Below are 23,290 nucleotides of genomic sequence, written 5' to 3'. Positions count from 1 at the left end.
ATTCTTTTACAAATCTGCCTCTCATTAAATTTCGCAATAAAATGTATTCTCTAATTCTGTTCTTACTTCCTTAAAATTTCCCAATGATAGCATAGTTCCTTCAAGTACAACGTAAAAATATAGACAACTTATCGTAAATAAATGTTTTCTATAGAAGTATGTTTATTTAACAAATCATATGAGTATCAGCAGTAAAGAAAAAGAGTAGTTAAAGTTTCCTTCTTGATATTCCTTTGATCTATTTTTAATAAAAAAACAAGGAAATACCCTTACAGCAGCCCTCTGTCCTGAATTTCCTTTTATCTCTGAATTTTCCATCTTCTAATCAATCAAACGATACAATTCCATCGCACATTCTACATTTGCAGCTCTTTAGAACATAGCTCATAAGCCTTGTACGGTTTTCCTGATATTCTCAAAGAGAACTGTACTAAATGTTTATAAATAGTTATTAACTCCAAAAATATAACATACTGTTTTAACTAAAATATTTTTCTGTTGTTAATTTTAATAGCAGAAAAATATTTTATTTTGACAAATCCCTCATCGTACTTGCGTTTTAATTTTAATTTTGTCCATCTTTCACAACTAGTAGCTTCCATCGATCAGAAAACCATAAACTTTTTTGGTTTTCACTAATGTATCTATAAAAATTTATTCTGCAATCAGAACTACCTTTTCCTATCGCTTTCCTGTAAAATAAGATTTAATCAAGTTGGATTGGTTCTTTATGAAAAGGAAGTGTTTTGATGAAACCGATTATTGGCATACCTGGAAATATTCTGACTCAACGATCTCCAAGCTTTGATGGTCTTCCGATCACTTATACTCCTCACGGTTTTGTTGAGGCTACTGTCACAGCATATGGATTGCCTAATGTAATTCCTCTAGGAGATCCCAAAGATGCTAAAGCGTATATTTCTCATATTGATGGCTTGTTGCTGGCAGGCGGGCAAGATGTGTCTCCTTTACTATATGGTGAAGAACCGATTCCTGCTTTAGGAACGACAAGTCCACTTCGAGATACCTTTGAAATAGCATTGATCAAAGAAGCCGTTAGACAGCAAAAACCTATTTTAGGTGTTTGCCGAGGATTGCAGTTGTTAAATGTAGCTTACGGTGGTACATTATATCAAGACCTTGCGACTTCGTATTCGGATCTGACCGTTCAACACATCCAGCACACACAATATGACAATGGAGCCCATACGATAACTTTGGATCCGGACAGTCGTTTAGCAAAAGTTTTTGGCCCTGCTTATGTCGTCAATTCTTATCATCATCAAGCCATCAAAGAATTGGCTGAGCCGTTTGAAGCTGTTGCTTGGAGTAAGGATAAATTGATTGAAGGATTTGAAGCTAAAGATCCTTCTGCTAATATTGTAGCCGTTCAATGGCATCCTGAATTGATGATCCACACAGACGAAAAAATGCAGCAATTATTTACTGATTTTGTGAGCCGTGTCAAAAAAAGCATTGCACCAGCTTTGTAAGCGAAGCTGGTAAATATTTAAAAAAAAAACTGCAAAAAAACTCCGACTGGAACGTCCGGTCGGAGATCTTTTTTTTGAAAAAATAAAAAGCGGTCAAAACCTTGTTAAACCACCATATGTTGTGTTTGTAAGTTTTTTCTAATCGAAATCTAGTGTTTTGAGATTGCAAGTCGATATAAAGAAGTGTAGAATAATGATATCATTTAGAAGCGAAAAGGAGAATATACTATGGCTAATAAAACAATCGTCATTTACTCAAAACCGAATTGCATGCAATGTAATTTTACCAAAAAATACTTGGATGATAAAGGTGTTACTTACGAAATAAAAGATATTTTCGAATCTGAACAAGCTTTAGCAGAAGTGCAGCAATTAGGATTCAATTCAGTTCCCGTTATCCTTGCTGATGGTGAAGAAGCATTTAATGGATTCCGCCCTGATTTATTAGATCAATTAGTATGAAAGTAGTTTATATTTCCTTGACCGGCCAAACGAGAAAATTTGTGCACAAACTAGACATGGATTTGTTGGAGATTTCTTCGACAAATCCATTTATCAGTATTAATGAGCCATTTATCATTGTTGCGCCGACCTATGAAAGAGAAGCTACAGAAATCTTATACGATTTTATTGAAACAGCTGATAACAAACAGTACTTTAAAGGAGTCGCTGGCGGCGGGAACTTAAACTTTGGACAGTTGTTTGTTTTTACAGCGAAAGATCTTGCAAAAGAATATGATGTACCTTTACTACATACCTTTGAATTTCAAGGGAATGACGAAGATGTAAAAAAATTGAAGAAAGCGGTGAACGACCTTGGACAAGCCTAAATTAGCAACAAAACCCAATGAGGTCACTTATTTTAAATTAAACAATGAATTGAATCGACCTGTTAATGGATCTATTCCATTGCACAAAGATCGTGAAGCAGTCCGTGCTTACTTTTTAGAATATGTGAATCCCAATACTGTTTTCTTTTATACGTTGGATGAAAAGTTAAACTATTTGGTAGAAAATGATTATATCGAAGAAGAGTTTTTAAACCAATACGATAGAGAATTCATCAAAGATTTATTTAATGAGATCTACAATCGTAAATTCCGTTTCCGTTCTTTCATGTCTGCTTACAAGTTCTATACCCAATACGCATTGAAAACAAATGACGGAAAGAGATTTTTGGAACGTTATGAAGATCGTATCGTATTTAACGCATTGTATTTGGCAGATGGCGATAAAGAACTAGCTTGGACGATTGCTGATGAAATCATCAATCAACGCTATCAACCTGCTACGCCGACTTTCTTGAATGCTGGACGTAAACGTCGTGGAGAATTAGTCTCTTGTTTCTTGATCCAAGCAACCGATGATATGAACAGTATCGGACGCGTTGTCAACAGTGCATTGCAATTGTCTCGTATCGGTGGTGGGGTTGGAGTAAATCTATCCAACTTGCGTGCTGCAGGAGATCCCATCAAGAAAATCGAAAATGCATCAAGCGGTGTTGTACCGGTTATGAAATTATTGGAAGACAGCTTCAGCTATTCTAACCAATTAGGTCAACGTAATGGTGCCGGAGCAGTTTACTTGAATGTATTCCATCCAGATATCGTTTCGTTCTTATCCACTAAAAAAGAAAATGCCGATGAAAAAGTTCGTGTGAAGACTCTTTCTCTTGGTCTAACTGTACCAGATAAATTTTATGAACTATGTGCTCATGACGAGCAAATGTACTTGTTCAGTCCGTATGATGTAGAACGTATCTATGGTAAGCCTTTCTCTTATGTAGACATTACTGCTGAATACGACAACCTTGTCAATAACGAAGAAGTTCGCAAATCTAAGATTCGCGCTCGTGATTTGGAAAACGAAATCTCTAAATTGCAACAAGAATCAGGATATCCTTACATTATCAACATTGATACAGCTAACCGTGAAAACCCGATTTATGGAACGATCACGATGAGTAACTTGTGTAGTGAAATCTTGCAAATTCAAGAACCTTCTCTAATTAACAATGATCAAAGCTATGAAACATTAGGAACAGATATCAGCTGTAACTTAGGTTCAACAAATATCGTGAACTTGATGGAATCTCCTGACTTTAGTAAATCAGTTGATGCTATGGTTCGTGCGTTGACAACTGTTACAGATCAATCAAGCATCACTGCTGTCCCTTCTATCAAAAATGGAAACGATCAATACCACACGATCGGTTTAGGAGCTATGGGCTTACACACCTACTTGGCTTTAAACCAAATCGAGTATGGTTCTCCAGAATCGGTTGAATTTACAGATGCTTACTTTATGCTATTAAACTTCTACACGTTGAAATCAAGTAACCGTATCGCTATGGAACGCAACACTTCTTTCCATAACTTTGAGAAATCAAAATATGCGACTGGTGAATACTTTGATAAATATACTGCAGCAGATTTTGCATTTGAAAATGAAAAAGTTCGTCGTTTATTCGACGGCATTGCTGTCCCAACAAAAGATGACTGGGCTGCTTTGAAAGCATCAATCATGACTGGCGGATTGTACCACCAAAACCGTCTGGCTGTAGCGCCGACAGGTTCGATCAGCTATGTAAATGAAACATCTTCCAGCTTGCATCCAATCACTCGTCTGATTGAAGAACGCCAAGAGAAGAAAACGGGTAAAACTTACTACCCTGCTCCATACCTGTCGAATGAAACACTGCCTTATTACAAATCAGCGTACGATATCGACATGCGTAAAGTCATTGATGTCTATGCAGCAGCACAAAAACACATTGATCAAGGAATGAGCTTGACCTTATTCTTACGTTCTGAAATACCTGAAGGCTTATACGAATGGAAAAACGGCCGTACAAATAAACAAACCACACGTGACTTAAACATCTTAAGACACTACGCGTGGAAAAAAGGCGTTAAATCCATTTACTACGTCAGAACATTTACAGAAAACTCAGAAGAAATCGGCTCAAACCAATGCGAAAGCTGTACGATATAAAAAAGGATGCGGAGAAAGCCCGAAAGAGATGAAGGAAAAATAGGGGAAAATTATTGTGGTGCTTTTCAACCACAAAATTTTCCATCTTTTTTCCAAAATCTCTGGCTTTCGCAGCTCTACTAAAGGATGCGGAGTTCACCCCTCCCCTCCTCTTTAGTTTTACTCAAAAAATGCAGCAAGTAACACCTTGACCATATAAATTTGAAAGTAAGGAGATTTTGATTCGATGACAGAACAATATCATGCCATAAATTGGAATAAAATTGAGGATATGATCGACAAGCTGACCTGGGAAAAACTGGTTGAACAGTTTTGGACAGATACGCGTATCCCTGTATCAAATGACTTGAATGATTGGTACAACCTTCCTAAAGAAGAAAAAGATATGATGGGAAAAGTTTTTGGCGGACTTACTTTGCTGGATACTCTTCAATCACAAGATGGAGTCGCTTCTTTGAAAGACTCGATTCGGACTCAACATGAAGAAGCTGTTTACAATAACATCCAGTTTATGGAATCTATGCACGCTAAAAGCTATAGTGCTATCTTCAGTACTTTAAATACAAAATCAGAAATTGAAGAAATCTTTCAATGGACGAATACAAATGACATGTTGCAGAAAAAAGCAGCTGTCTTAAATGACATTTATCAAAACGGAACAGAATTGCAACGAAAAGTTGCGAGTGTTTTATTGGAATCCTTCTTATTCTACTCAGGATTTTTTGCTCCTCTTCATTATTTAGGAAACAATAAAATGCCTAACGTAGCTGAGATCATCAAGTTGATCTTGCGTGATGAATCTGTCCATGGAACATACATTGGATACAAATTCCAAATCGCATACAATCAATTACCGGAAGACGAGCAAGAAAGTTTGAAGAATTGGACATATGAATTGCTCTTCACTCTTTACCAAAATGAAGTGAAATACACTCAATACCTTTATGACGAAATCGGCTGGACAGAACGCGTAAAAGTTTTCCTACGTTACAACGCTAATAAAGCTTTGCAAAACTTAGGTTTCGATCCTCTATTCCCGGATTCTGCAGATGATGTAGATCCAGTCATTATGAATGGAATCTCTACTGGAACCTCCAACCATGATTTCTTCTCGCAAGTTGGAAACGGGTATTTAGTGGGTATGGTGGAATCTATGGAAGACGAAGATTATGCTAAGTGGACGGTTTAATAACCCCTCTATTCTAGTCTTTCCAATCTATAAGTGAACATTTAGCCTTTTTTCACTGATTTATCTTCGTCATTAACCGAAAAACAATTGCTTTTTTATGCATTAAAATTTAAAATTGTATTATTGAGCCTAGTGCATCCGCATTAGGCCGTTTCTTTTGGCGTTTTTGCTGTTTAAAACGTCAGTTAATAAAAATATACTATAGTAAGGAGCGTATATATGAAATTTATTTGGCAATACCTGCGGAAGCATCCTAAGTTATTGATTATTAATACTATTGGAGCTTTTGGATTTATCTTGATCAACTTAGGTCTTCCTACTTTGCTGGCACAAATGATTGATAATGCAATCATTCCAGGAGATAGCGGCTTGATTTGGCGTTATGCGTTTTTTATGCTCCTGTTAACAATATTCGGTTTTGCAGGCAGGGTCGTCAATTCTTATGCGTCCAGTAAAGTCGTCAGCACGATGACAATGGACATTAGAAATGATACTTATACCAGTATGATGAAATTCTCTCATGCTGAATACAATGAAATCGGGGTTTCTTCTTTAGGTACCCGAATCACTACTGACGCGTTCGTCATTCTCCAATTTACAGAAATGATTTTGCGTTTAGGAGTCATCACTCCTTTGATGTTGGTCATGAGTGGAGTTTTGATCATACGGACAAGTCCTAACTTAGCTGTAGCTGTTCTTCCAGCGATCCCTGTCATCATCTTATTGATTTTTGTTATTGCTCGTGCAACTCAGCCATTATCCAAGAAACAACAATCCCTTTTAGATAATATCAACCGTATTTTAAGAGAAAGCCTGACTGGTCTGCGCGTGATTCGTGCGTTTAACCGTGAGGACTTTCAAGAAAATCGTTTTGGCGATACAAACAATGACTATAGAAAAGTGTCTTCTCGCTTATTCAAATTAGTCGCTTTAACACAACCTGGATTCTCTTTGATCATCAATATAGTAATCATATCAATTGTCTGGCTAGGTGCTCGTCAAATTGCTGAAGGTACTATTCAAGTCGGAGTTCTAGTAGCTTTCATTGAGTATGCTTTCCATGCCTTATTCTCTCTCTTATTATTTGCAAATATCTTTATCATGTACCCACGAGCTTCAGTGAGTGCGAACCGGTTAAAAGAAGTATTGGAAAAACAAAGCTCTATTGATCCAAATGAACAAGGTGTAAGAGCAACAGAAACAGAAGGCTACATCACTTTTGAGAATGTCAGCTTCCAATATCCTGACGCAGATAAACCTGTATTGAAAAACATCAGCTTTGCGTCAAAACCAGGCGAAACCATTGCTTTTATTGGATCAACTGGTAGCGGAAAATCTTCTATCGTTCAATTGATTCCACGTTTTTACGATGTCACTGAGGGTCGTATTTTAGTAGACGGCGTAGACATTCGTGAATACAACTTGAAAGCACTTCGCCGCAAGATCGGCTATACCCCACAAAAAGCTTTATTGTTTACTGGTACAATCACAGAAAACCTTAAATACGGAAATTGGGATGCCACACGCAGCGAGATTGAAGAAGCTTCATCTGTCTCTCAATCAAAAGAATTTATTGAACGCTTGAAAAACCATTACGAAACAGTTTTATCAGAAGGCGGAAGTAATTTATCTGGTGGACAAAAACAACGTTTGTCTATTGCCCGCTCGATCATTCGTAAACCAAGTATTTATATTTTCGATGATAGTTTCTCAGCTTTGGACTTTCAAACAGATGCTATTTTGAGAAATCAATTGAGCTTGGTCACACAACATGCAACAACGATCATTGTCGGACAACGCGTCAGCTCTATCATGAATGCAGATCAAATTATTTTGCTGGATGAAGGAGAAATCGCTGCAAAAGGTACTCATAAAGAACTATTGCAAACAAGCCCTCTTTATCGTGAAATTGCATCATCTCAGTTGAGTGAGGAGGAGTTGAACCAATGAAAGGTTTAAAACAAATAGCTCGTTTATGGGTTTACCTTAAAAATTATAAAGGCCAATTTTTCTTATCTATATTTGGAACCGTAGTTTCTTCTATCGCAAATGCTTTAGAACCATTTATTATTGGTTTAGCTATTACTGAAATTACTAAAAACTTCGCAGATATGTTACGCGGTGTTGAAGGCGCAGGAATGAATTATCCTTATTTAACACAAATATTGATTCTGTATTTCGTTCGCGGAATGTTTTTCCACGGCGGTCAATACCTTGCTCAATACACTTTAACGAATGTAGTTCAACAAGGTATGCGTGATTTAAGAAATGACATTTCTTCTAAAATCAATCGTCTGCCGGTTTCTTATTTTGACAAACATCAAATCGGAGACATTTTAAGTCGTGTTACGAGCGACGTGGACGCTATTACGAATGCTTTGCAACAATCACTCGTACAAGTACTGAATGGGCTCTTATCCATCTCATTTGCTATTGTAATGATGGTGACGTTGAACATTCCGTTAGCCTTTGTCGTTATCTTGACTATTCCTTTGGCTATCATAGTTGCACGCATCATTATCTCGGCTTCTCAAAGTTCTTTCCGTGGTCAAGCAGATGCTTTAGGAGATTTGTTTGGATTCACTCAAGAGAACTTGAACGGATTTACTGAAATCAAATTGTACGGAAAAGAAGAAGATTCTATTACAGAGTTCAAACGCCGCAACTTAAACTTACGCGATCAAGGATTCAAAGCTAGCTTCATTTCTTCTCTCTTAGCTCCTATTGTAGGTTTGATTTCAAACTTTGCTTACATCATTGTGGCTATGGTCGGAAGCTACTTTGCTTTCAATGGCGCTTTGACGATCGGTAACTTGCAAGCTTTTGTTCAGTATGTATGGCAAGTGAATCAACCTATTACAACCATTGCTCAGCTTTCTGGAATCATGCAAAGTGCCGGAGCTGCAGCTGGACGTATCTTCGAATTCTTAGATGAATCTGAAGAAGTTCAAGGTATGGTAACGACTGAACTGCCGGAAAAAGTTAAAGGTGCAGTTGAATTTGATCATATCTCTTTCAGTTACAATCCTAAAAACCCATTGATGAAAGACATCAGTGTTCGCGTTAATCCTGGTGAAATGGTTGCAATCGTTGGACCAACTGGTGCTGGTAAAACTACACTGGTCAATCTATTGATGCGTTTTTATGATGTTGACGGCGGAAGTATCAAAGTTGATGGCGTCGATATCAAAAAGATTACCCGCTCTGATCTACGCAAACACTTTGGAATGGTTTTACAAGACGCTTGGTTATATCAAGACTCTGTTATGGAAAATCTTCGCTTTGGGAAATTAGATGCGACAGATGAGGAAGTCATCCATGCAGCTGAAATTGCCAACGTAAACCACTTCATTCAGACTTTGCCAAACGGTTATGGCATGGAAATCAATCAAGAAGCCAGCAACATCTCGTTGGGGCAAAAACAATTGATGACGATCGCTCGAACAGTATTGTCTGATCCAGATATTTTGATCCTGGATGAAGCGACAAGTTCTGTTGATACTCGTTTAGAGAAACTGATTCAAGAAGCGATGGATAAAGTGATGGAAGGTCGAACAAGTTTTGTTATTGCTCACCGTTTGTCTACTATACGTAATGCAGATTTGATTTTGGTTATGGACCAAGGTTCTATTATTGAACAAGGAACACATGACTCATTGTTGGCACAAGGCGGTTTCTACGCTAACTTGTACAACAGTCAGTTTTCTAAAACAGCTGCAGAATAATGAAGAGTTAAAAACTATCTGATTAAAAAAAGCGTTGATGGCACAATTGCCATCAACGCTTTTTTTAGATATCGAGGTTTATCTATTTTTAATCATATATAGAATTCATGAAATAAGATGCTTTAACTCATAAGTTTCAGCTTGATTGGATTCAGCTATCTTTGTGAGTGAGAATTCTCTGTCCCTCTTTTTCACCACAAAAAAGGATCACCACCTGCCAATAAGCACAGGTAGCGATCCTATTTCTTCTTTTCTATCGATATATTTCTTTTTTACTCTGTTACAGGAACTACTGCACCATCCCAAGTTTCAAGAATGTAATCTTGAACTTCTTGAGATCTTAAAACTTCTACTAATTTAGTAATAGCTTCATTGTCTTTATCTTCGCTTCTTACTGCAATGATATTTGCATAAGGCGAGCTTTCACTTTCTAAAGCAATTGAATCTTCTAACGGGTTTAAGCCTTGGTCTACTGCAAAGTTGGAGTTGATTGCTACAATGTCCCCTTCACCTTGTGTGTAAAGTGTTGGCATCAAAGCAGGATCATTTTCATATTCAAAGACTAAGTTCTTCGAATTTTCTGTAATATCATCAAATGTTGCAGTCGTTAAATCTGTTCCTTCGTCTACACTCACTAATCCAGCTTCTTGGAAAATAGCAATAATACGGCCCCAGTCAGATTGGTTGCTGCTGACAAGAATCGTTGCTCCATCCGGCAGCTCATCTAAACTAGCATATTCTTGCGAGAATAAGCCGATTGGTTCCAAATGAATTCCACCAGCATTAACGAAGTCATAATCATTTTCAGCTACAGCAGCTTCAAAGAAAGGAACGTGTTGGAAGTAGTTTGCATCCAAGTCGCCTTCATCCAACGCTACGTTAGGCACAACATAATCATTGTAAGTACTGATATCCAGCGTAACACCTTCTTCTTCTAAAATAGGCGCTGCGAATTCTAAGATTTCCGCATGCGGTGTGTTGCTGGCACCAATTTTGATTGTTGTTTCTTCTGTGTTTCCATTTGAAGTATCTCCAGCATTCTCGCTGTTTCCACATGCAGCTAATAAAAGAGCTGCTCCTACTGTTGCTAATGATTTGATAAAGATCGATTTTTTCATAACTAACTTCCCCCTAATGATTTTTTTAATGGTTAAACCCTATTTTAAATTGACTCTTTCTTTTTAGCGTTTGTCTACTCGGTCAACTACTCGTTCTCCGATGTCTTGTATCAGAAATACCATGATCAAGACGATGACTGTCGCAACTAATGTGACTGTCGGCTGGTTTCTTTGGAATCCTTCCAGATAAGCTAGATTTCCCAATCCACCTGCTCCGATAACACCCGCCATAGCTGTGTACCCAACTAACGAAATAGCCGTAGTAGTGATTCCAGCGATGATTGAAGGCAGGCTTTCTGGTATTAGAACTTTATAAATAACTTGCCATTTATTGGCTCCCATTGCTTCAGCAGCTTCAATGACTCCTTTATCTATTTCTCTAAAACCAGTTTCTACTAAACGTCCATAAAAGGGTGCTGACGAAATAATCAGCGCGGGTAAAGCAGCCACCGGTCCAATAATCGAACCGACCAGTTGTTTAGTAAATGGAATCAATAATACAATTAAAATAATGAAAGGTACAGATCTAAATATATTTACAAACATACTGACGATAAGGTGCAGTACTTTTGCAAAAACACTTTTTTTCCCAGCAGTTTCATACAATAATAATCCAATCACCAAACCTAAAATAAAGACTGCTGCTACAGAAATAGCTGTCATCAATAAGGTTTCTTGAGTAGCTTCTTGAATTCTTTCCCAGTTGACCTCTTCAAAATCAACATACTGAGAAAAAAGACCTTCTCCTACAATCAGAGATTTAAACATGTTCGATCACCTCAGCTTCTACATTCATTTTAGTTAAATCCGCTAATACTGAGCTGATTTCAGTCGAATCTCCTGTCACTTGAACATACAAAGAACCAATTGAGCCAGAGTGTGTCTGTTGGATGCTTCCTTGAATGACATTCAACTCGATGTCGTGATGACGAATCAATTGGCTTAGAACAGGCTGCTTTGAGTTCTCAGCATTGAACGTCAAATGAAGCAGCTTGCCATTCGGGTAATCTTTGAATACTTGAGCCAATACGATGTCTGTCTCTTCACTTTCCGGATCTGTGTCTTGGCGAATGAATCGTTTCGTGATTTCTTGTTGCGGACGTTTGAAAACTTCCAGCACATTACCCTCTTCAACAATTTTTCCTTTTTCCATCACGGCTACTTTGTGACAGATTTTTCGCACTACATGCATTTCATGAGTGATCATAACGATGGTTAGATTCAATCGTTTGTTGATCTCTAACAATAACTCTAAAACCTCATCCGTTGTTTGTGGGTCTAATGCGCTAGTCGCTTCATCACATAACAGCAATGTCGGTTCATTTGCTAGAGCTCTAGCAATACCTACACGTTGTTTTTGCCCTCCAGATAATTCAGCAGGATAAGCATCCTCTCTTCCCTCTAACCCTACTAAACGAATCAGTTCATAAGCTTTTTCCAGCTGGTCATGTTTAGGAACATTAGCAATTTCCAGCGGCAGCAAAATATTTTCGAGAACGGTTCTTGACCACAATAAATTGAAATGTTGGAAGATCATCCCAATTTTTTGTCTCTTTTCTCTTAATGCTTTTCCGGTCAATTTTGAGATCACGCTGTCTCCTAAAGTGATTTCTCCTTTAGTTGGTTTTTCTAACCCATTGAACATGCGGACTAATGTACTTTTTCCAGCACCGGAGTAACCGATGATCCCGTAAATTTCTCCGCTCTCAATGGAGAGATTTACGTTGTCTACAGCAGTTAGCGTTCCTTGTTTCGTATCAAAACTTTTGATCACATTGGATAATCTAATCATTTTTTCTGCTCTCCATTCTTCACTGTTTCTTTCCCATACAATAAAAAAACTTTCGCCCACTATTCGAGTTAATTACTCAAATAAAGGACGAAAGTTGTCGTTTCGTGTTACCACCTTAATTTATCCATCCATTACTGAATGAACCTTAGCCAGTACGGAGCCCATTGCTGACTCTTATACTGTGACTCTATATCGGGAGTTCCCGGAACAAGCTTGTGCATAGCATTCACTCATTCTGCTCAAAGACCATCTTCAATTTTGCTTCCAATACTCCTTTTCAGCAACCGGAGCTCTCTAAAAATTTTCAGCCAAAATTTACTCTTCTTCTCATAGCAGGTTATTCTGATTAATCTTGAGACTTAGTTTATCAGTCTCTATGGAGTCTGTCAAATCTTTTTTATAACTGAATATCATTTTCCAGCTTTTCAAATTCACTAATGTCGACGTTCGTCAGTTCAACGATCCAATTGCTCTGTTGATCTTCACTGTTCAAGCCTTCAGGACTATTCAATAGCTCTTCATTGAATTGAACAACCTCACCGCTTAATGGAGATTCCAATTCTGTGACAGCCTTTGCTCCTTCAACACCCAGCAACGAGTCTCCAGCTTTCATCGTTTTGATCTCTTTAGGCACATCTGCAAACATGACTTCACCTAGATCATCTTGACCTTTTTCTGACAAGCCGATACGGTAATGTTCACCGTTTTTTGCTACCCATAAACCATTTGAACTGTATTTTACTTCAACTGCCATTCGCCAACGTCTCCTTCTCTATTACAACAATACTTGATAATTTTCTTCTTTAAATCCAACTAGGACTGCCGTTTCGTCAACAAGTAAAGGGCGCTTTACCAACATACCTTCTGTGGACAACAACTCTGCAGCTTCTTCTTGGGACAAATGCTGAAAACTTTCTTTCAGACCTTTTTCTCTATATACCATGCCGCTCGTATTGAAAAAGCGTTTCATCGGTAAATCAGTCTGTTTAAACAGTTCCATCACTTCTTCTTTAGCAGGAGGATTTGTTTTTAAATTAATTTCCTCAAATTCAATCTGGTTTTGCGTTAACCATTTTTTGGCTGCTTTGCAGGTTGAACAAGTTGGAATACAATAAAACTTTAGCACACAATCTCCTCCAACACTTTTCATCTCTATTAGTATAACGCTAATGTTTACAAAGTAAAAGGACCTATCTAAATTCTTCATCCTCTTCTGAGAACATGTAACTCTTGTAGTGGTATCTCATCGACATGATCAATCCGACTCCCATCATATTCCCCAACAAGGCCGATCCCCCTTGAGAAATAAAAGGTAATGGAATCCCCGTCAAAGGCAGTAACCCTATACTCATACCCACATTTTCAAATACATGGAATACGATCATCATGATAACGCCTGTTGAAATATACGTATAGAAAATGTTTTTCGTGTCTAAGCACACACGAATCATTTGATACACCAACATAAAGTAAATCAAAATCAGCACTGCACCGCCGATGAACCCAAAGTTTTCACCGATCGTTGAGAAAATCATATCTGATTCTCTTACAGGCACATATACTTCTGAAACGCCAAAACCTTTACCGAACACCTTTCCTGAACCGATTGCTTTGATACTTTGCAGCAATTGATAAGCTGCTCCTTGAGTATCGTGGTATGGATCCAACCAAGAGTCGATACGAGAAAATTGATAATCTTTAAATCCTAAGTTGTACAAGAATTCGCGGTTATAAACAACCAGCAACAATAGCGTTGTTCCTATTGTAGCCACCGAACTGAACAAAGGCACTAATATTTTCCAAGTGATACCCGACATCAATACTAACCCGATTACAATAGCAATAAATACCAATGTGGTTCCTAAGTCATTTTGCAGCAATACCATCAACATCGGCGGAGCTGATACTAAGGCGATTTTCCCTAATAAGATGAAGTCGGCTCTTACATTGTGATTTAAAAAAGCTGCATTGTGTTGTGTTACTGTCCTAGCCAACATCAATATAAAGGCTATCTTCATAACTTCCGAAGGCTGGAAGGTCAGTGGTCCAAACTTGAACCAGCTTCGTGCCCCAGTTCTTAAAAAAGTAGGCTCGTCATATAAAAAGAGGACTAATACAAGCAAGACTAACCCTAAACCATAAGCATACGGAGTAATTTTCCAAAGTTGTTCTGAATCAAACTGCATAATGACGATGATGGCTACGGCACCTACTATATACCAAGCAACATGCATGATCGTTGCTCGAAGACCACCATTACCGATCAATGAAATAGTTGAAAACATGGTTGCTATACTGATAATAGCCAACAGCAGTATAGATAGCACTATCCCATAATCTATTCTAGATTCTTTTTTTTCACTCATATTTTTTTCACTTATCTCCTTGCAATCAAATGAAATACAGCTTTTCCTTATTCCTTAAGCTTCAACTATTATATAAGAAAAAGCGGCTAAAAAAAAGGACTGTTCCTATTTCTTAGTAAAAATGACATAAACTTTGACAAATAGTCATGAAAAGTTTTGCACTTTAAAATGTATCCCTTTAAATTCGGAATCTGCAACTTAAAAGGAGCAAAGATTTTCATCCCTGCTCCTTCTCATATTATTGATTTTTCACTTCTTTTACTTTGACCAATTTTTTCCGTTGTTTAGGCAATTTTTTCTTCTTATCATTCTCAGAATGTTCTTCATCTTCTTGTTCAATCGCTTTCTGCACGCTCTTACCATTTTTGTATTCAAAGTAAATCGTGTTGACTAAACCGCCCAACAAGAGAACCATTGCGGCTAAGTAGAGCCATAGCATCAAAATAATGAAGACCCCAAATGTTGCATTCGCAGCTGCGTCTCCTCCGGCAAATTGCAGATAGATGGAGAAACCTTGCGATAAGGCCAACCAGCCAATAGTTGCAAATATAGCACCAGGAACAGCATATTTGATTCCTAGATGATGATTCGGCACTAAGAAGTAAACGGCTGTAAACAATGCCAATAGAACAATCAGCAAAATCAACCAACGTAATTGGAGTATTTGCATAATAAATCCTAAATCAATGTTCACTAGTCCTTCTACAAATTCTACGATGATTTCACCAAATACAAAAGCAAATATGATGACCCCCACAATAGAGACAATGGCTAATTGTACCAATAAGGAAACTAAACGAACCAAAATAAAATTCTTTCTTGGTTTTACTGCGTAAACTTCATTTAAAATGTTTTGCAAGGAATTAAATGCTTTACTTGCTGACCACAATGCAGTTACTAACCCGATAGAAATAACACCACCGCTAGAACTGCTTAGATAACCTATCAATATCGGTTCGATCACACTAAAAATATCGGGCGGAACCGCAGATTCCAAATAAGATAATACTGCGTTTACATCAATTGGGAACAACGGTATTACGTTAGCAATAACCAATAGTATCGGAAATAGAGACAGCAAAGAAAAATACGCCAATTCTCCAGCTTGAGAAGATACGTTCGCTCTACTCCAATTATCTTTTATGATGTTAAATAATTTGATCATCCGTTGTTTAAACGGAAGGTATTCTACTGTATCTGCCTCCATAGAAATCCACATCCTTATAGTTGGGTTATTCCTTACACATTACGTATTGAATTTCGTTTTACATATAATGTAAGTTGTAATCCATTATTAAATTATTGATAGCTTCATCAATATTTTTAGCTTTCGCTTGATTGCCATTTTTATTGATCGTTGTGATGGCTTGCTCTTTTTCTTGTTGGATAGTCCCAATTTTTTCATTGCCCACAAACAATTCTAATTCTGTAAAATCTTCAGAATTTCTATTTGTCTCTTTAATCATAACTTCGCTTTTCTTATTTCTTTTTGACATAGTAATCTTGATCCTCTTTTCACTCTCTACAATGGGAGATGTATTAAAATAGTCTGCTGGCTGATATAAAATCGATTCCCAACGATTGCGCCACTTCTTTGTGTGTTACTTGGTTATTCATCACATTGATTCCTGTATAAATCGTAGAATTTTCTTTCGCTGCTTCGACGATTCCTTTATTGGCAATAGCCACAGCATAAGGAGTCGTTACATTCGTTAAAGCTTGAGTAGCAGTTTTAGCTACGCTGCCTGGAATATTGGCCACTGCATAGTGAAGTACTCCATGTTTTTCATAAACAGGATCTGCCAATGTAGTGACTCTATCTGCTGTTTCGATGATACCTCCTTGATCCACACTGATATCCACGATAACGGATCCTGGAGTCATTTGTTTCACCATTTTTTCACTGACCAATTGTGGAGCTTTTGCTCCAGGAATCAATACCGCACCAATCACTAAATCAGCCGATTTCAGCTCTTCTTCAATGTTGTATTCATTAGACATGACTGTTTGGATCGAGTTGCCGAATAGTTCGCCTAGTTCGCTCAATCTAGCAGGGTTGTTGTCTAAAACGACCACATTTGCCCCCATACCTACAGCAATTTTCGCTGCGTTTGTACCCGATACACCACCGCCAATAATCACAACTTTTCCAGAACGGACCCCAGGAGTACCGCCTAGCAAGATTCCTTTGCCGCCATTGCTGTTTTCCAGGTAATGCGCTCCGATTTGGATAGACATTCTACCAGCGATTTGACTCATTGGTGTCAGTAAAGGCAAGGAATTGTCTGGACCTACCATTGTCTCGTAACCGATAGCTGTTACGCCTTTTTCTGCTAATATTTCTGTCAGTTCTTTGTTTGCTGCCAAATGCAAGTAAGTGAATAAAATCAATCCCTCACGCAAATAATCAAACTCTTCTTTTAAAGGTTCTTTAACTTTAATGACCATATCTGCTGACCAAGCCTCTGAAGCAGTAGGAACAATAGTTGCACCTGATTCAATGTATTGCTCGTCTACGAATCCAGCTGTTTCTCCTGCTCCTTGTTCAACTAAAACTTTATGCCCTGCTGACACGAGTGCTTTAACTCCAGATGGAGAAAAAGATACTCGTTTTTCATTATTTTTGATCTCTGTTGGTATACCGATATTCATATAAATCCTCCTATTTTTTTCGTACCGCAAACCTATTTAATACCATTTTTTATCTTTATTAACGTATCAAATAAACGATAATTACTTAACTCTCTTCCATTATAACGTTACTTTGCGAAAAATCCAAAAGTTGCAGCTTAATCGCTGTTTAAGCGAATTTCAAAATAAATTTACTTCTGAAAAAAAATTGGTTATGATAAAGTGAAACTTTTTTACAAAGGAGATTCTATTTTGGTTTAGTGGATAGACATACTTGCATTTACTTTAATGCAGATGGGTCGATTCCATACAGGAGGAACACATTCAGCAATGACATACAATAAAAATATCGACATCATGAAAGGCATCTCCATTCTATTTGTTGTTATCATCCATAGTTTGAAAGATGATACTTTGCGGTCAATTGGAGGCCCTTTTTTTATTTTGCAAGCAGTTCCTGTTTTTCTCATCATATCAGGATACAATCATTCACAATCTTATACTCGTTCTGGAATAGTCTCTTTAAAGGCTTTTTATCGACCATCTATGCTGATGAGAAAATTTTACCGTCTGTTGCCTATTGCATTGATTATTTATGCTTTTCAAGCCATTATAACACCTGACGGGCGGCCTTTTTTCTTTTACTTGATTGGACGTGGAGGATTCGGCGGCTACTATATCTCTATTATGATTCAAGCTATATTTCTATTGCCTCTACTCTACTGGTTCAGTCGTAAAACAGCCCCTCTCGTTATGTTGGGCGTCAGCTTTATCTTTAACCTCGGTTATGAATACGCCTTTTATGTATGGGAATTTCCCAGCTATCTGTATCGGTTGCTGGTCTTCCGTTATTTATTTGCTCTTGCTTTAGGAGTTTGGTATTTTTTTGATCAGAACTATTCTTACACTAAAAAGTTGACCGTTGTTGCTGCTTTTTTTAGTGCATGTTATCTCGTTGGGGTGCATTACTTTGAATGGCCAGTTCCTTTTTATTCCTTTGGCACTTCCTGGAGAGGTCAAAATCCACTCTCCTTCTTTTATGCTTTATGGTTGTTCCATTTAGGATTAACTCACTTTTCTTCCAGTTCATTCAACAAGATAAAGGAGCCGTTGGTATTTATAGGCAAAAGATCGTATGCCATTTTTATTGTCCAAATGATTTACTTCTGGCTGCTTTCTCGTCATATAGAATGGCCCGAATACTACTTCTTACTGGATTTGATTGTATCCTGTACTTTGGGTACTGGCATTTATTATCTAGACAATCGCTTTATCAGCGGAAAACTAAAAGCATATATTTAACTTGTGAAAAAATAGGCAATTTTGAAATCTTTGAGCAAGTATTTTATACTTTATAATAAGAAGGTGATTTTATGAGGATCGTCCATTTCAAAAAACAAAATATTTCACGAATTGGAATCAAAACAGAAGAAGGCATCTTGGATGTCAAAAGCGCTTCAAAAGAACTCGGTTTCCCAGCAGCCGGATCTATGAAAGAATTATTTAGTAATCTACCAACAGCTCTGAATCAATTAAATGATTTACTTGAAGCAGAACAAAAAGAATCAATGACTGATTTTTATATCAATGAGGAAAGTATTTATTTTTTACCGATCAACACAGATCCAGACAAAATCATTACGATAGATTACAACTATCTGATGCATGCTTCTGAGCAAAACGGGGATATCCCTACCGCTCTTTCATATGGAGGAAAATTCAAGAATAGCTTAGCAGCTCATAACCAGACTATCCCTTTACCTACATTTGCTGAAAAGTATGATTATGGTGCAGAATTGGTGATCGTCATCGGAAAAAAAGCCAAAAACATTTCTAAAGAATCAGCCTTTGACTATATCCTAGGTTATACTGTGGGAAATGATTTATCTTCGCGTGATATTCAAGAAGCCGCACAGAATAAGCTGGCTGGTAAAACGCTCGATTATTTCGCACCTGTAGGACCTTATCTAGTCACTAAAGATGAAGTTGATCCCGATCATTTAGATATCCAATTATCTCTAAATGGTAATATTCGACAAAGAAATAATACGAAGAATATGCTGTTTTGCACTGCGGAGATCGTCAGTATGCTTTCACAATATATGACTCTGTCTCCAGGAGATCTGATTTTTACTGGTACTCCTGAAGGGGTTACCAGCGGTTTCGGTATGATGAGCAGTTTTAAAGAGCAAGTTCCCGGCTCAAATTGGATTTCTTCTGGCGACACCATTGAAGTTTCTATTGAATCGATAGGGACACTTAGGAATACTTTCTTCTGATCATCAGTTTTATTCAGCAGCTTGAAGCGTCTAATGGTATAAACGTTTCAAGTTGCTTTTTTTATGTTTTTATCAGCTAAGGGATAAATTTCAATGTTGTACCCTACAAGAAAAGAGGTTTCTTTATGACTCAATTTACAGAACGCGTGATTTCTATTATCCAATCTATACCTGCGGGGAAAGTAATGACATACGGTCAAATTGCTGCACTTGCCGGGAATCCAAGAGGAGCTAGACAAGTGGTGCGGGTTTTGCATTCTATGAGTCGAAGCCATCAATTGCCTTGGCATCGAGTAATCAATGCAAAAGGTGAAATCTCTTTGGATGAGGATATGTTTTCTCAAAAAGAACGATTATCTTCTGAAGGCATTCTTTTTACTCCATCTGGAAAAATCAATCTTTCTCTTTATCGATATGAACCTGTACTGAATTGGATCGCTGAAGAAGACATGTAAAACCCTACATTCCATAAGAATGTAGGGTTTTTGGTTACAATGACTTGATGATCACTGTATCTTCAACAGTTAAATCAAAGTCAAAGATATCTAGATTAGACAGTTGTCTTTCTTTATTATGTGATTTTGGAATAACTACCACTCCGCGTTGAATTTGATAACGCAGTAAAACCTGTCCCCAATTTTTCCCGTAATTTTCACCGATTTGTTCTAGACGAGCTTTTTGTTCGTCTGTCACTCGACTTAATGGCCCCCACGCTTCGGCCACGATATTATTATTTTTCATATACTCGATCACTTCATCATTCCAAGTATGAGGGTTGGATTGAATCTGATTGACAGCAGGTTGGATACGTGCAAAACCTTTTATCGTTTCCAACATTTCTACCGTAAAGTTTGATACCCCGATGGATTTGATCTGACCTTTGTCTACAAAGGATTCCAGCACTTCCCAAGTATGTTTTAATTTTTCGATAGATTCGATAGGATGATGAATCAAATACAAATCAATGTAATCTGTTCTTAAATTTTCTAGGCTGTTTAAAATCGTTTGTTCAACTGATTCTTTTGATCCAACATAACGATCGTCAGCTGGAATTTTGGTTGTTAAATAAAATTCTTCGCGAGGTATTCCGCTTTCTGCAACCGTCTTTCCAACACCCGCTTCATTTCGATAAGAGATGGCTGTATCGATCAATCGATATCCAACTTCAATAGCTGATTCCAGCGCACTGAAGTCTCCATTCAACTCCCCATTGTACTGATTATCTTCTTTCCCATAAGTATTCGTTCCTGTACCTACTATTGGTATTTCAATCCCATTTGCTAAAGCCACTTTCTCCATTCATTCCATCCCCTTCGAACTAGTGTTAGTCATTATTATAGCAATAATCATTACAACTGCATAAGACATTGATCATTATCCCTTAATTTGCCTTACCGAACAAAACCATGCTTAAAATTCTCATACCAATCTTCGATAGCTTCTGGCGTATCGATCTCTAATAACTTATAAATCTCATAGGCAAATTCAACAGCAGCCGTTTCATTAGCTGTAATCATGTTTTTATCACGTATGACTTGTGCCTCAACAAATAAATCTTCGCCTTCATACTCAGTGTATTCTTTAAAGAAATCTTTGCTGTCTCCAGTGTGTCGTACCTGATTCAAAAAACCGTGACTGCCTAGAAAAATAGTTGCTCCGCAAATAGCAGCAATAGGAACATCAGCAGCTATCACCTGGTTAATAAATGCTGCAATCTTGCTGTATCTCTTTTGATGCCAAGAGAATCCTCCAGGTAAAATAACCATAGCCAAGTTGTTCAAATCTGTGTACTCCTCTATCGAAACATCAATTTCTGCTCTTAATCCGCCAATGGAGGTTTTTGACAGCTTATCTACAGCAATGGTTTTCACCGTATATTGAGGTACAGAATTGACCTCTGCTATTGCATGGGCTGCTTACCAATCTGCCCAGTCGTCTGTTAAAAGTAATAATACATCTTTTGGTTTCATATAGAAAACGCTCCTTACCTATTCTCTGCTACAGATATCTGTTATTTTTGATAAAAAAATATCCTACCTTTTTAATGAAGGCAGGATACTCAACTTTATAGTTTTAGATTATTCAGCTACAGTTACTTCTCCAGTTACTGTACCTTCATCCATTTTTGCAGAATCCATTAATTCTTGAGTTTCAAAAGTTACGTTTCCTTCAATTGTAGATTCAGCTAATTCAAAACCTTCAGCTTTAACTTCTACGTCTCCGACAAAAGTACCATTTTGGATTCTGAAGTTTGGTGATTCTACAGTCATTTTAGGTGCAGTTAATGTGAACTCATCAGTAACGTTACGATCATCATCTTGAGCATACAAAGCTAATTTACGGTAAACATCTCCACTATCTTCCCCGCCATCGTGGAAAGTTCCAGCTACAACGATTTCTTCTTCTACTGTAACATCATCAGTGATTGCATAAATCCAAGTACCATTTTGGCTTAAACCAGCTACTACGTCTGCTGGGTTATTGCTGATTGAAGCAGTTGTCACAACTTCTGTACTTTCTTCTGCTGCACTAGATTCGCTTTCAGTTGTTTCTTCGTTGTTTCCACAACCTGCTGCAAAAATAATAAATGATGCACAAACCCCTAAGAATAAACCTCTTTTTTTGTTAAATGTAGCCATAATAATTTCTTACCTCCATTTTTATTATCCGTTTTCAAAGCTATGAAAATCATATTCTCTTAAAATCCGTCCACTTCCATAACTTCATTCACATTATACACCCTAATTGTGAAAAAACCAACATAAAGGTTCAAAAAAATATTTTCTATATAAAACGCGCTTTTTTTATTCACTTTTTAACAATCAATGACGAACTTCTTTTCCATTTTTGAATTCAGCAGCTTTTTCGATTTCACCATTTTTATCGTAGCGTACCCAACTGCCATTTTTATAGTCTGCTTCGAACTGCCCAACTTGCCACAGCTCGCCTGTTTTGCGATAAAAAGACCATTCTCCATGCATCTTCCCGTCAAAAGGTCCGTGAGCTTTGACCATTCCGTTCTCAAAATAATAAGTCCGTACTCCATTCTCTGTAACTTCCTTTACCTGCCCATTCTTGTACGTTTCTGCCATGCTTTTCCCTCCTCTATTCTCTCGCCATCTGCACATTTCCTATCCCTTTTAGTTTACCGATAATCATTTCCCTAAGCAACTATGAGCAAAAAAGCCGTTAAAATAACAAGTATTTTAACGGCTTTTAAACTGTTTTTTGTACTGAAATTAAGACTTCTTTTTAAATAGAGAGTTCACACCGAGTTTCACTACCTCGAAAAAGCTTAAAGAATGCACCATATGATCTGGATTTACATACTCTTTTATTGCACGAAGTACTTTTTTAGGGTTCTTCGAAGAGAAAGTATACGTTCCTGTTTGTTTTGTTTCAATCGCATAACGAGGAATCCATCTTCCTTTGAACATTACAGATGCAATCACTAAATTCACTTCTTCCCAAGGGATTTGAATAAACTTGCGCGGATCACGTGCATTATAAAATTCGAAACCTTTATCACCGATCATGATTTTTCCATAATCTGTTAACCCTGTAAAAGCGGTAGCGTCGATTACCAAATCTACCTTTGTATTAATTGATTGAACCATTCTGACCGCTCCATTTCATTTATCTTGTTACATTCATTATACGTTTCTTTATCGAATTAGGCTACACAAAAACGACTGAGATAAAG

General features: G+C 37.4%; 24 protein-coding genes and 1 other annotated feature. Of the genes, 10 read left to right on the top strand and 14 right to left on the bottom strand.

Annotated features, from left to right (window positions below):
• The first annotated feature begins 749 nt into the window (after positions 1-749).
• From BM137_RS08070 to BM137_RS08040, 7 genes are all read left to right on the top strand, one after another.
• Positions 750-1,493 (top strand): gamma-glutamyl-gamma-aminobutyrate hydrolase family protein, encoded by a 744-nt coding sequence (locus BM137_RS08070; protein ID WP_092480646.1) that lies wholly within the window; start codon positions 750-752, stop codon positions 1,491-1,493.
• Between the two features lie 228 nt (positions 1,494-1,721).
• Positions 1,722-1,955 (top strand): glutaredoxin-like protein NrdH, encoded by a 234-nt coding sequence (nrdH, locus tag BM137_RS08065; RefSeq protein ID WP_092480645.1) that lies wholly within the window; start codon positions 1,722-1,724, stop codon positions 1,953-1,955.
• Positions 1,952-2,323, top strand: a complete 372-nt coding sequence (nrdI, locus tag BM137_RS08060; protein WP_092480644.1) for a class Ib ribonucleoside-diphosphate reductase assembly flavoprotein NrdI — start codon at positions 1,952-1,954, stop codon at positions 2,321-2,323. The genes nrdH and nrdI overlap by 4 nt, the downstream gene beginning before the upstream one ends.
• Positions 2,310-4,487, top strand: a complete 2,178-nt coding sequence (nrdE, locus tag BM137_RS08055; RefSeq protein WP_092480643.1) for a class 1b ribonucleoside-diphosphate reductase subunit alpha — start codon at positions 2,310-2,312, stop codon at positions 4,485-4,487. The genes nrdI and nrdE overlap by 14 nt, the downstream gene beginning before the upstream one ends.
• Before the next feature lie 226 nt (positions 4,488-4,713).
• Positions 4,714-5,676, top strand: coding sequence for a class 1b ribonucleoside-diphosphate reductase subunit beta (gene nrdF / locus BM137_RS08050; RefSeq protein WP_092480642.1), 963 nt, complete (start codon positions 4,714-4,716; stop codon positions 5,674-5,676).
• Positions 5,677-5,895: 219 nt separating this feature from the next.
• On the top strand, positions 5,896-7,626 hold the full coding sequence (locus BM137_RS08045; protein ID WP_092480641.1) for an ABC transporter ATP-binding protein: 1,731 nt from the start codon (positions 5,896-5,898) through the stop codon (positions 7,624-7,626).
• Positions 7,623-9,401 (top strand): ABC transporter ATP-binding protein, encoded by a 1,779-nt coding sequence (locus BM137_RS08040; RefSeq protein ID WP_092480640.1) that lies wholly within the window; start codon positions 7,623-7,625, stop codon positions 9,399-9,401. The genes BM137_RS08045 and BM137_RS08040 overlap by 4 nt, the downstream gene beginning before the upstream one ends.
• Before the next feature lie 272 nt (positions 9,402-9,673).
• Here the strand turns inward: BM137_RS08040 and BM137_RS08035 are convergent, their stop codons facing one another.
• The 9 genes from BM137_RS08035 to ald all read right to left on the bottom strand — a co-directional run bounded on the left by BM137_RS08035 (position 9,674) and on the right by ald (position 17,329).
• Complete coding sequence (locus BM137_RS08035) at positions 9,674-10,519, bottom strand: MetQ/NlpA family ABC transporter substrate-binding protein (protein WP_092480639.1); 846 nt, start codon at positions 10,517-10,519, stop codon at positions 9,674-9,676.
• 63 nt (positions 10,520-10,582) lie between these two features.
• Complete coding sequence (locus tag BM137_RS08030; protein ID WP_092480638.1) at positions 10,583-11,287, bottom strand: methionine ABC transporter permease; 705 nt, start codon at positions 11,285-11,287, stop codon at positions 10,583-10,585.
• Entirely contained in the window at positions 11,280-12,311 is a 1,032-nt protein-coding gene (locus tag BM137_RS08025) for a methionine ABC transporter ATP-binding protein (protein ID WP_092480637.1), read from the bottom strand. The genes BM137_RS08030 and BM137_RS08025 overlap by 8 nt, the downstream gene beginning before the upstream one ends.
• An 80-nt stretch (positions 12,312-12,391) precedes the next feature.
• Positions 12,392-12,651: a binding site (T-box leader), on the bottom strand.
• A gap of 57 nt (positions 12,652-12,708) precedes the next feature.
• The gene (locus BM137_RS08020) at positions 12,709-13,065 is read right to left on the bottom strand and encodes a glycine cleavage system H family protein (protein WP_092480636.1); all 357 of its coding nucleotides are present in this window, start codon (positions 13,063-13,065) and stop codon (positions 12,709-12,711) included.
• Positions 13,066-13,086: 21 nt separating this feature from the next.
• Positions 13,087-13,437 carry an arsenate reductase family protein gene (locus BM137_RS08015; protein WP_218147504.1) on the bottom strand — a complete coding sequence of 117 codons (351 nt, stop codon included), beginning with the start codon at positions 13,435-13,437 and terminating at the stop codon, positions 13,087-13,089.
• A gap of 64 nt (positions 13,438-13,501) precedes the next feature.
• Positions 13,502-14,677, bottom strand: coding sequence for an FtsW/RodA/SpoVE family cell cycle protein (locus BM137_RS08010; protein WP_092480635.1), 1,176 nt, complete (start codon positions 14,675-14,677; stop codon positions 13,502-13,504).
• Positions 14,678-14,915: 238 nt separating this feature from the next.
• Positions 14,916-15,884 (bottom strand): YihY/virulence factor BrkB family protein, encoded by a 969-nt coding sequence (locus BM137_RS08005; protein ID WP_092480634.1) that lies wholly within the window; start codon positions 15,882-15,884, stop codon positions 14,916-14,918.
• 58 nt (positions 15,885-15,942) lie between these two features.
• Positions 15,943-16,173: a DUF2969 family protein gene (locus BM137_RS08000; protein WP_092480633.1), complete on the bottom strand. Its 231-nt coding sequence runs from the start codon at positions 16,171-16,173 to the stop codon at positions 15,943-15,945.
• A gap of 43 nt (positions 16,174-16,216) precedes the next feature.
• On the bottom strand, positions 16,217-17,329 hold the full coding sequence (gene ald / locus BM137_RS07995; RefSeq protein ID WP_092480632.1) for an alanine dehydrogenase: 1,113 nt from the start codon (positions 17,327-17,329) through the stop codon (positions 16,217-16,219).
• A gap of 309 nt (positions 17,330-17,638) precedes the next feature.
• On the opposite strand from ald, the gene BM137_RS07990 reads away from it, so the two are divergent.
• The 3 genes from BM137_RS07990 to BM137_RS07980 all read left to right on the top strand — a co-directional run bounded on the left by BM137_RS07990 (position 17,639) and on the right by BM137_RS07980 (position 20,042).
• Complete coding sequence (locus BM137_RS07990; protein ID WP_092480631.1) at positions 17,639-18,610, top strand: acyltransferase family protein; 972 nt, start codon at positions 17,639-17,641, stop codon at positions 18,608-18,610.
• 71 nt (positions 18,611-18,681) lie between these two features.
• Positions 18,682-19,587 carry a fumarylacetoacetate hydrolase family protein gene (locus BM137_RS07985; protein ID WP_092480630.1) on the top strand — a complete coding sequence of 302 codons (906 nt, stop codon included), beginning with the start codon at positions 18,682-18,684 and terminating at the stop codon, positions 19,585-19,587.
• 125 nt (positions 19,588-19,712) lie between these two features.
• Complete coding sequence (locus BM137_RS07980) at positions 19,713-20,042, top strand: MGMT family protein (RefSeq protein WP_092480629.1); 330 nt, start codon at positions 19,713-19,715, stop codon at positions 20,040-20,042.
• Positions 20,043-20,076: 34 nt separating this feature from the next.
• Here BM137_RS07980 and BM137_RS07975 read toward each other — a convergent pair whose 3' ends face one another.
• From BM137_RS07975 to BM137_RS07955, 5 genes are all read right to left on the bottom strand, one after another.
• The gene (locus tag BM137_RS07975) at positions 20,077-20,886 is read right to left on the bottom strand and encodes an aldo/keto reductase family protein (RefSeq protein WP_092480628.1); all 810 of its coding nucleotides are present in this window, start codon (positions 20,884-20,886) and stop codon (positions 20,077-20,079) included.
• Between the two features lie 92 nt (positions 20,887-20,978).
• Positions 20,979-21,458, bottom strand: a complete 480-nt coding sequence (locus tag BM137_RS07970) for a DJ-1/PfpI family protein (protein ID WP_218147503.1) — start codon at positions 21,456-21,458, stop codon at positions 20,979-20,981.
• Between the two features lie 207 nt (positions 21,459-21,665).
• Positions 21,666-22,226: a polymer-forming cytoskeletal protein gene (locus tag BM137_RS07965; RefSeq protein ID WP_177192535.1), complete on the bottom strand. Its 561-nt coding sequence runs from the start codon at positions 22,224-22,226 to the stop codon at positions 21,666-21,668.
• Positions 22,227-22,409: 183 nt separating this feature from the next.
• Positions 22,410-22,679: a toxin-antitoxin system YwqK family antitoxin gene (locus BM137_RS07960; protein ID WP_092480627.1), complete on the bottom strand. Its 270-nt coding sequence runs from the start codon at positions 22,677-22,679 to the stop codon at positions 22,410-22,412.
• A gap of 147 nt (positions 22,680-22,826) precedes the next feature.
• The gene (locus tag BM137_RS07955) at positions 22,827-23,204 is read right to left on the bottom strand and encodes a DUF956 family protein (RefSeq protein ID WP_092480626.1); all 378 of its coding nucleotides are present in this window, start codon (positions 23,202-23,204) and stop codon (positions 22,827-22,829) included.
• Positions 23,205-23,290: the final 86 nt, after the last annotated feature.

The sequence above is a fragment of the Desemzia incerta genome, from assembly GCF_900115825.1.
In the GTDB taxonomy this organism is placed as follows: domain Bacteria; phylum Bacillota; class Bacilli; order Lactobacillales; family Carnobacteriaceae; genus Desemzia; species Desemzia incerta.
This window is presented reverse-complemented; position numbering and strand designations above follow the sequence as displayed.